Here is a 13,275-nt window from a genome sequence, read left to right as displayed (position 1 = left end):
AAAAAAAGCAGGTTCACTGTTGAGAAACAGTTTCCCTGCTTAATTGTCTTCCTGAAAAAGGATCTCACCTTCGTATACCAGTCCCAGCTTATCCTTCGCCACCTCTTCCACATAAGCTTTCGTCTGAGTGTACTTACCGAATTCCTCGATCTGTTCCGCTCTGGCCTGCTCTGCTTCGATCTGCGCGCCAAGGCTTGCGATCTGGGTATCATAGCCCGCAATCTTCTGTTGTAATTCCACGCTCCGCACCGCAACGACCACCATGATCATCAACACGACCAGGGTCACCAGGAACATACTGAACCGGTTCTGGTGTCTCTTGCGGTAGGCTGCTTTTCTTCTTGCCATACGCGCATCTCCTTTTAATGAATATTTTAAGCATTTTCCTAAGTATAGTCAACTGCTTTTTCAGCCAATTTCCCGTTATCCGCAAGGCTTTCCGGATTGGGTGCAGAAGAGTATTCAGGCCCAGTGCCACATACTTTACAAAAAAGGGACTGATTGTCCTGTGATATAGGTACATTCCCGCCAATGCCCCCAGCACGGCAAACCATCGCAGGTTCCCGTTACTTTCATGAAACATCAGCAGAAAGACCTTTCCCGCACAGTAGATCCAGAATGCCAGATCTTCCAGAGATACCATGCTGGTACTGTGAGCAAACACTCTTCGCAGGATCCGCAGAATATCATACAGAAAAGTGATCCCCACACCCAGCAGAAAGGAATGCAGCAGAAAAACATTTTCATCCATCAGCGGAACAGCCTGCCCAGGAAGGATTCCTGTTTTTCTCCGGATGCTGCGGTATCCGAATATACAAGGCTGTCGATCCGGCCGTCAATATCCACTTCCCCCTTGTCTAATGTCAGGCGGTTCACATGGAGCTCGTTGCCACGGATCATCAGCATCCCCTGTTCCGTCTCCAGCAGGATCTCCCGCAGATCAAAGGAAAGGACGTCATTTACTCCATTCACGGTACATGTCCGTCTGTTGGTCATGGTCACTTTATGCATACGACCTGTCGCGTTTAAATCTTCCATTCTCTCCATAGCCTCCCATCCTCCGCTCCTTCCGGAACCGGACTTACAATGTATTGTATGGGAAAATGTGGAAATTTATACATAGAGAACCTGATATTATATATAACGGAAAAGTTCTTTGGCTTCTTCTTTTTTCACGGTCTCCTGTACATCCAGGACCTCGACTTTTACTTCCTTGTTGCCGAAAGAGATGGAAATGATATCTCCCTCTTTGACATTGGCGGATGCCTTTGCCGGCTTATCATTGATCAGCACTCTGCCGCTGTCGCAGGCTTCATTAGCCACAGTACGGCGCTTGATCAGTCGGGATACCTTCAAATATTTGTCTAATCTCATGCTTTTAACCTCACGATCATCCGTTTCTGAAAAACAAAAGAGACCCGAAAGGTTGTCCTATCGAGTCTCTGAAAATTCAGCTTCTATTATGCGTTCAGCATATCCTTTAATGCCTTACCAGCCTTGAACTTAGGAGCCTTGGAAGCAGCGATCTTCATAGGTGCGCCGCTCTGAGGATTTCTACCCTCTCTAGCTGCTCTGCTGGATACTTCGAAAGTACCGAAGCCAACTAACTGAACCTTACCATCCTTCTTTAACTCTTCAGCAACAACATCGGTGAATGCCTTTAATGCCTTCTCCGCGTCCTTCTTGGAAAGACCTGCCTGATCAGCCATAGCTGCAACTAATTCTGTTTTGTTCATATTGAACTCCTCCTGTAATGAGTTTTCGTTATTAATTTTACGCTCGAAAATAGTTCTTTTGAAACGTCTATACATATATATATCTGTTTTTATCCCTTTTGTCAAGGTTTTTCCGCATATTTACGGCATTTCTTCCCCTCCCGGAAAGGATCATTCTGTCGATGAAGAGCTGGCCGTCAGGTCTACAAATGAGTAGGATACATCCTTTTCTTCTTCATCCACCTGTACCGTATAACTTCTGGTTTCATAACCGGATTTTCGCAGGGTGATCACATGACTTCCTGAGGTCTTCTTAAAACTGCAGGGGGAAATTCCCACATAGTTGCCGTCCAGATATACCTCCACATTTTCCGGAGCATCAATATGCACGCGGTAATAGGTCGTAGTCGTATCTGCGGTGGAGGTAGATTCCGTTGCGGAAGAGCTGGAAGAACTGCTGCTTTCCGTACTGTCTTCACTGTCAGAGTCCGCCTTATCCAGCTGGACATCCACTCCCGCGGATTCCTGTCCCACCCTGAGATACTGTGTAAGCGACTTATAGCCGTCCGCCTTTGCTATAATCTGGTGAATACCGTATTCCAACGTGATCGGCTGGGAAGCATCCACCTGACTTCCATCGATATACAATTCTGCATCGGAAGGATTCAGCGAAAACAGCACCATACCGTACTGTGCCTCTGCCACTTCCAGATCACCGATATCCAGTGTTGTTTCCTCGTTGCGGTTGATTACGACATTTTTCGTGCCACCACCGCCGTTATAGCTGATATCTACCTGATAGCTTCCCTCTGACACCGTCACCAGCATGTCCTCTGTGATCCGCACGATCTGTGTCTGGCCGATTTCCAGCCAGCCACCCACAAAGTTCTCATCGTTGACCAGTCTGAGGTATCCATGGCCTTTTTCCACTGTTACGCTGAGCACTGTGCTGTCAATGCCGTGAAACGTCAGAATATCCGCCGGATTCAGATCCATTTTTTCAATGCTGTGTCCCTGGGAAAAATACTGGGTATCCCTGGACAACTGGAACACCTCTTCCCCGATGGCCACCTCATTCCGTACGGTATTCATCTCGTAGTGCTCTACATCGTCATACTGCCATGCTGTCTGCGCCAGCTGCATGGAGGTCAGATGCTTCTGACTTTTCAAAAAAGTCACATCCACGATGTCCCCCTCCTGCAGCTGACTCAGGGAAATTGCCTTTCCATATTTATCTGCGAACCGCGTTGTTCCGTCCATGGACAGCGTGTAACGTTTGCCTAAATCCAGATTTAACAGTGTGACAGTGTTGTCAACATTATTGATATCCACCAGTACCGCCGTATCTGCGGAATCATAGCTGTCCGGATTGGTGACAACAAAGCCGGTATCTATCCGCTCTGCCTGTGCCGTTGGCGCAGGTGTTGCCGCCGTCCCGGAGGATTCTGTCTGCCCGCATCCAGCAAATGACATTGCTGTCACAAGCAAAAGGATTACCACTGTCTGTTTCGTTTTCGAATACTTTTTGTCTTCGAATCTTTTCAACGTTTTGCTTCTCCTTTGTCTTCTGACGCTGCGATCCTGCCGCAACGTCTCTTCCGTTGTCTGCCGTTCATTGCCCGGCTTTTATCTTTGCAGCAGTTTCAGGAATTTCTTTCTGGCCGCTTCCTGTTCCAACAGGCGGTCCAGTTTCTCCTGATTCTTCTCCGGGATCCAGGCCTTGCCGGAATTATAATAAAAGTTTACGATCTTCCACAATTTCTCAGGATAGGACAGGCGGTAGACCAGATCCTGTCTCTCATAGGGCTTTAACGGTCTGACACTTTCATAAGCCGCCAGAAGCACTCTGCCCCATTCGGCATCCCATTCACTTTTTTCCAAAAGCTTTCGCAACAGCAGATACAGGTCTCTCACCGGCCCGTCTGCCTGACATTTTTCGAAGTTCACCAGGAAAAATCCACGGTCCTGCCGCAGAATATTATGATATTGGTAATCTCCGTGGCAGAAACACAGCGGTACTTCCTCTCCGCTGTCGGAGGCAGCCAGCTCGATCTCTTTCCATTCTTCACACAGTTGTCTTGCTTCCTCTAAAAAAGGATCAATCACTGCAGACAACCGGATCTCGAACCAGGTCTTCTGGCTGCGCTGTTTCAAGAACCTGCGGGCTCTCTTAAGCTCCCGGTTACGCTTCTCATAATCCCGGCTGGGGAGATATCTCTCTATGACCGGTGCCGAAGTCTCCTCCGTCTCCGGAAATACCGGTGTAAATTCCAGATCACCGTGCAGTCTCGCCAGAAGCCGCATGGCTTCCATACATTCTTCCCTGTCACGGATATTACATTCTCGGCCTTCCCACCAGGTCTTCAGAATATATCTGACACCGTCCCGGTCTGTCACCGATAACGCACCTTCCTTTGTGGCAAGCAATCGCTCCGCAGGAACGGTTCCCCGTTCCTCCAGGTGCTTCAGGACCTGCTCCTGCAGACGCAGCTGTTCCTCGCGTCCTGTATATTCCTTGAAGATCAGGCAGCCCTGCTGTGTATCGCACAGAATCGCCCCCCGCCCTTTTCGGGTACGCAATACCTCTATCTCATACTGCTCCAGCAGTGCCACCGCTCTGTCATTCACTTACAACCCCTCCTAAGATATGTACTTAACCGATTTGACGGTTCCTACGCTATCTTATGAGGAAAGCCTGTAAAGTATGCTCAATCTTTGTCTGCCGACAGTTCCTTTACCTTTTCCAGCAGCTGTTCTCTGGTATTCTGCTCGGGATGTTCCAATACCAGTTCCAACAGCTTCTGCAGCATATCGCCCAGCTCCCTGCCGGGCTTCATTCCCATAGCAATGAGATCCCTGCCGGTGACTGCCAGTGTTTTCAGGGAGACGCACTGCTTCTTTTCCAGCATTTCCTGATACAGTTTCTTCCAGAGTTCGAGATTCTCCAGTTTTTCTGTTCTCAGGTAATCGCTCTGTGCCAGAATATCTGCCTGTTTCACCGGGAACAGCAGCGGGAAAATATCTTCCCCGATCTTATTCACCGCCCGGCGGACAATCCGCAGATCCGGTATCACATCATTGCCATAATCATGGTATCTCACCAGACGGGTGACCACCGCAACGGTATCATTATCAAATCGCAGTCTCCGCAGAATCTTCCGCGCCATCTCTTCTCCCACCGCCGGATGTCCGTAGAAATGAGTGATTCCGTCTTCATCCACAGTAAGTGTGGCCGGCTTGCCGATGTCATGGAGCAGCATGGCATAACGCAGATTCTTGTCCGGCCCGATCTCCATAAGTGCATGTAATGTATGCTCACCCACATTGTATTTATGATGCTTGTGCTTCTGCGGTGTCTCCATCATGGCATCGAATTCCGGTAGGATCACCTTGGTGACACCCATGTCATAAGCTTCTCTGAGGGTGTCAGGATGAGGGGACACCAACAGTTTAGTCAGTTCCACCTGAATCCGCTCCGCACTGATCTTCTGCAGGGTCGGTGCCAGCTTCCGTATTGCCGCCTCAGTATCTTCGTGGATCTCGTAGCCCAGCTGGGCTGAAAAACGAATTGCCCGCATGATCCGCAGCGCATCTTCTCCAAAACGTTCCTCCGGGTTGCCTACGCATCGGATCAGCTTCGCCTCGATGTCTTTTAATCCGCCGAAAATGTCGATCAGGCCTTCCGTTTCATTATAAGCCATGGCATTGATGGTAAAATCCCGGCGTTTCAGATCCTCCTCCAGGTTCGGAGTAAACGTCACTTCTTTGGGATGTCGGCTGTCTTCGTATTTTCCATCTACACGGTAGGTCGTAACCTCAAAGCCTTCCTTGTCCAGCATGACGGTTACGGTGCCATGCTGGATTCCGGTGTCGATGGTGCGACGGAACAGCGTTTTCACCTGCTCCGGTCTCGCCGAGGTGGTAATGTCCCAGTCCTCCGGGCATCTGCCCAGGATGGAATCCCGCACGCAGCCGCCTACCACATAGGCTTCAAATCCGGCATTCTGTATGGTTTCTATGATATATTTCGCTTTTTCAGGTATTTGTATCTGAATCATATATATCCTCTTTTGCAAAAATCACACACGCTCATGACTCTGTGATTTTCGCTTGTGACTGCTTTGTGTCTATTGTCTGCTTCTAAGAAAGGCTATGCCTGCTCCGGGTTCATGATGAACTTATCGATGACTTCCACCAGTCCGTCTTCATCGTTGGTGCCGGTGATATAGTCCGCCGCATCCTTGACCGCCGGTTGGGCATTCCCCATTGCTACGCCGGTTCCCGCATATTCGATCATGGAGATGTCGTTGTAGCCATCGCCGCAGCAGATCGCATTTTCTCTGGTCAGTCCCATGCCTTCCAGCATATGATCCAAAGAGGTGGCTTTGTTCACATCTTTCGGCATGATCTCGATGAAATAGGGTTCGGAACGGTAGATGCTTGCCACATCGCTGTATTTTTCCTGCAGCTGTTTCTCCAGCTCCGGTGCGATCTCTTCCGGTGCTGTCATCAGGCATTTATTAATATCGAAATTCACATATTCGACGAAATTGTCAACGACCTTTATAGGAATTCCGTTGATTCTGGCTTCCAGCTGCACATAGTCATCCGGCTCGAACGCAGAGATGACGCCAGGACCCTGATAAGTGATCAGTCCGCAGCCATTCGCTTTGGCGAATTCGTACAATCCGGGCACAATGGACAGGGGCAGTGTTCTCTGATAGACCACTTCTCCTGTCTTACACTCCACGATACGGGCTCCGTTAAATGACAGTAGGTATCCGCCGTATTTTTTCAGTTCCAGCTCCTCTTCACATTTCCGCATGCCGGGGGTGGGACGACCCGAAGCCAGGATCACCTTGTGACCATGCTGTAAAATATTCCAGATTCCCTGTTTGGTAGCTTCCGTGATCTCTTTTTTTGAATTGGTCAATGTTCCGTCAATATCCAGTACCAGAACTTTTTCCTGCATGTTTATTCATACCTTTCTCAAAGTTATTCTCTGTTCAGCTCACGTAACTGGCAGAGTCACATTATCATGTTTCCCGCCCTTTTGCGACTATTTTTGCTCATAACCTAACAGTACCTGTCTCTTCTGCTTGTGCAGTGAAACAGGTACTTGTCTGTTGTCTATGTTCTGTTCCTGAGCAAGCTTTACTGTGCCTGTGTTGCGGTCTCTTCGGTAGCAGCAGTCTGCTCCTCGGTGATTTCCTGGGTCTCTGCGGTCGCGGTCTCAGCGGCTGCGGATTCCTCTGCCTGCACCTTCAGGTAATTCAGTTTACCCTTGGGATCCTCTACTGTTACATCTGCGGTAATATCCTGCATATGCTGACTCATTGTATCGGATACTAGCGTATTCTTGATGTTGATCTTCCACTCGGGCTGATCCTGTCCGATGTAGTAAAGTACATAGGTGGTGTCACTGACAGTGATGGCTACGGTATCTCCTGCCTGACGGCTGTTGTCGAAGATCCAGTTGCTCAGCTCCTCTGTCATACCGGTCTTGGTCACCTGCTCGAACAGACCGCCGTTTTCTACTGCAGAAGTATCCTGTGTATACTTCTTGCACAATTCTGCGAAGCTGTCCTCGGTAGCTGCACCGCTCTTCCACTCCTCCAGGATCTCTTCACCGGTCTTATCCTCGGTGGGAATGATCACACGTACATCTGCGGAAGGAGTCTCATCCAGATATCTCTTCTCAAATGCCACGGCATAGTAGCAATGGCTGTTGTCGTTAGTAATGACGGTGGTGTCTCCTGCCTTTCTGGCATCATCAAACAGCCAGTCGGAGATCAGGTAGTTCACGGAAGACTTCTTCTCATTCTCGTGTGCTTCGCCGTCTTTTGCCACGGTCTTCTCCGCATCATCTGCCAGTACCTTCGCATCTTCCATTGCCTTGGCGATCTCAGCATCGGAAGGCTGGTAAGCGGTATCGGTGCTGTCGGAAGCTGTTGCATCTGTAGCTGCCGTCCCGTCTGTTGCAGTGGTATCGGTGGTTGCAGCAGTCTCCTCTACGGGATCTGCCAGTTCGGTAGGTTCTGTAGGCAATTCTGCCTCAATGGTCGTCAGGCGATAGTCTACGGAATCGTAGGTTGCCTTATTTTCCTCATAATAGCTCTGGATCTCATCATCACTGGGAGCATTGTCCTCCTGCAGCTTCTGATAATAAGCGTTCATTACCATGTCGTTCTTCACATATTCTTCGATACGGCCCATGGTTGCATAGCTTCCGTAGATGGAACGTACATATTCCTTCTCGGAGATGCCTGCGGATGCAGCGGAGGTTTTGATGGTCTCCTTGAAAGTATTGTACTCATCCGTGGTATCGTAGGTGAAGCCGGCTGCTTTGGCTTCTGCCATCAGCGCCTTATTCTGCTTCAGGCTCTCTACTGCATTCTGCTCAAAATAGTCCTGCCAGGTCAGAGTATCGGAATACATCTGTGTGGACAGATCCTTGCTGGTATCCAGTCCGAAGTATGTCAGATAGCTGCCGTACTGGGTGATATAATTGTTCTTGGTCAGGTTGTATTGGTAATCGAACTCTACCTTGTTTACAGCTTCTCCATTGACCACCACATAGGTCTCATGAGTTGCCAGATAGGTACGAATGGGGAAAGATGCTACCAGACATACCAGAGCCACAAGCACTACGATGCCGATGGCCGTGCTGATGCGCTCTTCCTTTTTCTCCTTTTCCTTCTCCTCTTTACGTTTCTGTACCTTACGGTCATATTTGGTCATGACCTTCTGTTCTGTTTGTTCTTTATTTTCTGTAACTTTTTCATTCTTAGACATTGCTTACATGTCTCCTTCCTGGTGTCTTAAGTCCCAATGACTCCTTATTTTACCGTATTTCTGCGGAAAAAGAAAGCTATTTCACATATTTTTCAAGTTTTTCCACGATATTTTTCACACATCCGGGCTCAAAAGGACTGTCCAGTCCGACTTCTTTGATCATATTAGTGTAAAAATCACTGGCGGACAGCCTGCACAGCTTCAGATAGCTCTTCCACGCCTCTGTAAAATCGGCATCCATCTTCACCTTGTACTGTAGTGCGCAGGTCTGTGCCAGACAATAATCGATATAATACAGAGGGTAGTCGTAAATGTGCAGTTGCTTCTGCCAGAAGCCTCCCTGTCCGAAGAAAGGATCTCCCTCGTAATCCAGGTGGGGCTTGTACTCCCGCTCCAGACGGCTCCATGCCTGCTTTCTCTCGGCCGGGGTCAGCTCCGGGTGCTCATAGACGATATGCTGGAACTCATCCACCATACAGCCGTAAGGAATAAACGCAGCCGCATCCTCCAGATGCATTTCCACGTAATCCTGCGCTCTGTCGCCGAAGAACAGGTTCATCCACTTTTCCGTGAAAAATTCCATGGACATGGAATGGATCTCTGCAGTCTCCATGCCGATATCCGCATGCTCTCTGATAGGATCCTGTGCAGCGAGATACCCCTGAAACGCATGACCACACTCATGCGTGATGACGTCCACATCACCGCTGGTACCGTTAAAGTTAGCGAAGATAAACGGTGCATGGTAGAGAGGCAGATAGGTCATGTAACCTCCAGCTTTCTTGGTCTTGCGGCCCAATACGTCAAACAGTTGGTTCTCCATCATGAAATCAAAAAATTCCGCAGTCTCCGGGGACAGTTCCCGGTACATCTTCTGTCCGGCTGCCATGATCTCTTCCGGGGTGCCGGTGGGCGCCGGGTTGCCGTCCTTAAAATATACCTGCTCATCGATATAACTGAGCTTCTCCAGACCCAGTCGCTGTCTTCTGCGGTCATGCAGCTTCTCTGCAAAGGGTACGAAATACTCCTTGATCTGCCTGCGGAAAGCCTCTACCTCGTCCTTACCATAGCAGTTACGATTCATACGGTAATAGCCCAGTTCCAGATAATTCTCGTAACCCATGGCTCTGGCCTGTGCGGTACGGTTCTTCACCAGTTTGTCGTAAATGGTATCCAGCTGCTCCTCATTTTTCCGGAAAAAGTCACTCATCTTCTCCCATGCCTGTCTGCGGACATTGCGGTCACAATTCACCAGATAGGGCCGTAACAGGGACAGATTCAGTTCCCTGCCGTCGAAGTCGATCTTCGCACCGGCGATGAGCTTATCATACTCCATAGTCAGGGAATTCTCCTCCTGCATCAGCGGGATCAACGCCTCGCTCATGGACTTCTGTGCCAGCTCCATATTCTTGAACGCTACCGGACCGATCTTCTCCTCCAGATAAGCTCTGTAGGGGGATTCATATAATTTCTTCTGATAAGCCAGCACCAGATTGCTGAATACCGGTCCTTGCTCATCGTAGTATTTATGCTCTTCCTCGTAGAATTTATCGGAAGTATCGATGTCGAAGCGGATATTCGCGATCGTCATCAGCGTCATGACACAGTCCGTCAGCGCATAGTACTTCTGATGCACCTCGAACTGCTCCTCCCCGCTCTTCGCCGCATCCAGCTCCCGGATCAGTTCTCCCATCTCTTCCTGCACTTTGGCAAAATCTATTCTCTCGTAAGGCATGTCCTGAAATTTCATAATTATAGTAACCCTCTCTTTCTGTGTCCTTAGGAATCTATACTGCTTATCTTACCCCAAAATGCCGGGAAAGTAAAACTTTAGAAGCGTTCTGTAACATTTTTCTGGATTTTTTGTAGCCTTTTTGTAACATTTTTCAGACTTGCCAATAAGGAATCCCTATGGTATGGTGGTATTAGAAGTAATTTTTCTTCTTTCAAAAATTCTTATAGACCCGTCAGTGGTCAAAGTTTCCCTTATTATTTATTTTATATGGAAAATATTTGTTTTATTTTATTTTTACATTTATTTTGCAACAGAAAGGAGATTTATGGAGTTAAAACAAAATAATATAACCGCCAACTATTTCTCGGAGGAGTATTTGATGAATACTGTGTCGAGATTCTGGAAAAATTTTGTTGCGGAAGAAATTTCGTATGGGAATGCGATAGCTGCTGCGCCGGGGAATGTGGCTGTGGCAATACCGGCTTCCGGAAAGCGGAATTATAAGGATCTGGTGTTCCGGAAAATATTTCATGACAAGGAGAAGCTGCTCTCGCTGTACAATGCGCTGAATCACTCGCATTATGAAGATCCGGAGCTACTGCATATTACAACTTTGGAAAATGCGGTTTACCTAAGCTTGCAGAACGACCTGTCATTTGTGGTGGATTTTGATCTATGGTTTTTTGAGCACCAGTCCACCCTGAATCCCAATATGCCGTATCGCTTTTTGCTGTATCTGGCAAGTGAATATTCAAAGATGAACTCAGATGACCTGCTTTATTCCAACAAGTTACAGATGCTGGATACTCCGCATTTCGTAGTGTTTTATAACGGGACGGATCCTCTCCCGGAATACAGCACCCTGAAGCTGTCCAGTGCCTACCGGAATAAGGAAGAGACTCCTCAGCTTGAATTACAGGTACAGGTAATCAATATCAATCTCGGGTTCAACTCCGAGCTGATGGATGCCTGCCAGATTTTAAAGGAGTACGCCCAGTTTGTCGCAGAAGTCCGTGAGCAGGCAAAGGTGTATCCAAACCGGCAGGCCATCGTTCAGGCCGTGGACGTATGTATCAGGAGGGATATTTTGAAGGAATTTTTGCTTGAGAATAAGAAGGAGGTTATTGATATGGTGTTTTTTGAGTATGATGCTGAGGCGGAAAAGAGAGTTATTTACAAGGATGGCGTAGAGGAAGGCAGAGCAAAAGAAATTGTTCGGTCATGTAAGGACTTTAACTTGTCAAAAGAGGATGCAATCCACAAGTTAGAGACTCTACTATCAATCCCTACACAATCTGCCATTGACTATTACGAAAAATTTTCAAAGGAATTTGAAAATGAATTCTCAAAAGCACAAAAAATTATGTAAAAGGAGCACATTGGTATGAACTTTTTTGAGTATGATGCTGAGCTTTCTATTTCTACACAGGCAGCCATGGATTACTATGATAATTTTTCGAAGGAATTGGAAAGGAAATCTTTGGATGATCAAAAGGTCTTATAAGAACCCAAAAAGGGCAGCCCGTCATGGACTGCCCTTTGGTTCTTACATAACTCTTACAGATATGGTTCGTTCCTCTTTGGAAACAACCTGATCTCAGCTTAAGCTTACTGTAACAGAGACAGTACGCCCTGGTTAGCCTGATTGGACTGAGCCAGCATAGCCTGACCTGCCTGAGCCAGGATATTGTTGTTGGAGTACTTAACCATCTCAGTAGCCATATCGGTATCACGGATCTGGCTCTCTGCACTGGTGGTATTCTCTACAACGTTATCCAGGTTGTTGATGGTGTGCTCAAGTCTGTTCTGAACAGCACCAAGTGCAGAACGCTGGGTGGATACAGTCTGAATGGCATTCTTAAGGGTTTCGATAGCTGCTGTAGCACTATCAGCAGTATTTACTTTCAGATCAGATACTCCAATTCCCTGTGCGCTCATAGATTTGATAGAAAGATCTATCTTATTGCTAGCTTCTCCGTCTGCGCCGACGTGCAAAGACAGGTTCAGCGCATCAATTTTCTTGTCAGTCTTGGTTGTGACAGTTACAAAATCAGTAAGTTTATCTGCACCGATTTCAACTATATCTCCTTTTGTACCACCAGCTGCAGGATCTTTACCATCTGCAGATAAGCGAGAATATAAACCACCTTTATATACACCATTCTGATCAAAGTAGTTTTTCAAATCTGTTGCTTTGATTTCCTTACCATTTTTATCCATCAATCCCGTACTAGACACATCTAATTGTGCTTTGATTGTAGCTGCATCTGCAACCTGCCCTGATACCTGAGCACCCCACTCAGAACCCGCAGCAGCATCAACCTTATAAATCTTGTATCCATCTTTTGCATTTCCCTCTGCATCGATATACTTTGCAAGGTCTGTTGCTTTTGTAGCATCAGTCAAAGCGGTTTTTTGTCCAGCTGCATCTACTGCCCAAAATGTACTTCCGTTTTTAAGGGTAAACGATTCCTTAAATTCCTTGCCAGCTACAATGGAAACACTATCAAGAGAAGTTACATCTTCGTCTGTTTTTACACCTTTCAGCAGATAGGTCTCATTGAACTTGGTGGTCTCAGATACACGATCAATTTCCTTTACCAGCTGATCAATCTCATCCTGAATATATCCACGATCATCCTCGGAATTAGTTCCGTTTGCAGACTTTACTGCCAGTTCGTTCATTCTCTGCAGCATATCGTGTACTTCGGTCAGAGCGCCTTCAGCGGTCTGTACTGCGGAAATACCATCCTGTGCGTTCAGGGATGCCTGTGTCAGACCTCTGATCTGCTTTCTCATCTTTTCACTGATGGACAGGCCTGCTGCATCATCAGCTGCACGGTTGATCTTATAACCGGAAGACAGTTTCTCGGTGGATTTTGCCTGAGAAGCGGTGGTTAAGCCTAACATTCTGTTAGAGTTCATAGCTGTAAGATTGTGTTGTACTACCATAATAATTTACCTCCTTGTATTACTGCCCAATTCCTTTTGCGGCAGTGTGCGTATCTGTATTGTTATTGAGAAATCCTT

General features: G+C 47.5%; 12 protein-coding genes. 1 reads left to right on the top strand and 11 read right to left on the bottom strand.

What is annotated here, in order from left to right; genetic code table 11:
- Positions 1–39 precede the first annotated feature (39 nt).
- The 10 genes from DWZ61_RS00595 to DWZ61_RS00545 all read right to left on the bottom strand — a co-directional run bounded on the left by DWZ61_RS00595 (position 40) and on the right by DWZ61_RS00545 (position 10,260).
- Positions 40–348 (bottom strand): septum formation initiator family protein, encoded by a 309-nt coding sequence (locus DWZ61_RS00595; protein ID WP_118503031.1) that lies wholly within the window; start codon positions 346–348, stop codon positions 40–42.
- Positions 349–750: 402 nt separating this feature from the next.
- Positions 751–1,038: a sporulation protein YabP gene (yabP, locus tag DWZ61_RS00585; protein WP_117465441.1), complete on the bottom strand. Its 288-nt coding sequence runs from the start codon at positions 1,036–1,038 to the stop codon at positions 751–753.
- Between the two features lie 96 nt (positions 1,039–1,134).
- Positions 1,135–1,374, bottom strand: a complete 240-nt coding sequence (locus tag DWZ61_RS00580; protein WP_022313248.1) for an RNA-binding S4 domain-containing protein — start codon at positions 1,372–1,374, stop codon at positions 1,135–1,137.
- Positions 1,375–1,460: 86 nt separating this feature from the next.
- A complete protein-coding gene (locus DWZ61_RS00575) occupies positions 1,461–1,811 on the bottom strand; it encodes an HU family DNA-binding protein (RefSeq protein WP_255713168.1) in 351 nt (116 codons plus the stop codon).
- Between the two features lie 75 nt (positions 1,812–1,886).
- Positions 1,887–3,260 carry a PEGA domain-containing protein gene (locus DWZ61_RS00570; RefSeq protein WP_118537133.1) on the bottom strand — a complete coding sequence of 458 codons (1,374 nt, stop codon included), beginning with the start codon at positions 3,258–3,260 and terminating at the stop codon, positions 1,887–1,889.
- 81 nt (positions 3,261–3,341) lie between these two features.
- Positions 3,342–4,343 carry a CotS family spore coat protein gene (locus tag DWZ61_RS00565; RefSeq protein WP_118537132.1) on the bottom strand — a complete coding sequence of 334 codons (1,002 nt, stop codon included), beginning with the start codon at positions 4,341–4,343 and terminating at the stop codon, positions 3,342–3,344.
- Positions 4,344–4,423: 80 nt separating this feature from the next.
- Positions 4,424–5,773, bottom strand: coding sequence for a CCA tRNA nucleotidyltransferase (locus DWZ61_RS00560; protein ID WP_347475398.1), 1,350 nt, complete (start codon positions 5,771–5,773; stop codon positions 4,424–4,426).
- A gap of 92 nt (positions 5,774–5,865) precedes the next feature.
- Positions 5,866–6,687 (bottom strand): Cof-type HAD-IIB family hydrolase, encoded by an 822-nt coding sequence (locus tag DWZ61_RS00555; protein WP_022313243.1) that lies wholly within the window; start codon positions 6,685–6,687, stop codon positions 5,866–5,868.
- Positions 6,688–6,869: 182 nt separating this feature from the next.
- Complete coding sequence (locus DWZ61_RS00550) at positions 6,870–8,510, bottom strand: peptidylprolyl isomerase (protein WP_117465377.1); 1,641 nt, start codon at positions 8,508–8,510, stop codon at positions 6,870–6,872.
- Positions 8,511–8,586: 76 nt separating this feature from the next.
- On the bottom strand, positions 8,587–10,260 hold the full coding sequence (locus tag DWZ61_RS00545) for a M3 family oligoendopeptidase (RefSeq protein WP_118537131.1): 1,674 nt from the start codon (positions 10,258–10,260) through the stop codon (positions 8,587–8,589).
- A gap of 310 nt (positions 10,261–10,570) precedes the next feature.
- Here DWZ61_RS00545 and DWZ61_RS00540 point away from each other — a divergent pair, with 310 nt between their 5' ends.
- On the top strand, positions 10,571–11,614 hold the full coding sequence (locus DWZ61_RS00540) for a hypothetical protein (protein ID WP_147326657.1): 1,044 nt from the start codon (positions 10,571–10,573) through the stop codon (positions 11,612–11,614).
- Positions 11,615–11,853: 239 nt separating this feature from the next.
- Here DWZ61_RS00540 and DWZ61_RS00535 read toward each other — a convergent pair whose 3' ends face one another.
- Positions 11,854–13,197 carry a flagellin gene (locus DWZ61_RS00535; RefSeq protein ID WP_118537130.1) on the bottom strand — a complete coding sequence of 448 codons (1,344 nt, stop codon included), beginning with the start codon at positions 13,195–13,197 and terminating at the stop codon, positions 11,854–11,856.
- Positions 13,198–13,275: the final 78 nt, after the last annotated feature.

Origin of the sequence: Clostridium sp. AF34-10BH (assembly GCF_003478095.1) — a bacterium.
Taxonomy (GTDB): Bacteria; Bacillota; Clostridia; order Lachnospirales; family Lachnospiraceae; genus Acetatifactor; species Acetatifactor acetigignens.
The sequence above is the reverse complement of the archived record's forward strand: the minus strand, read 5'-3'. Positions and strand labels throughout refer to the sequence as shown.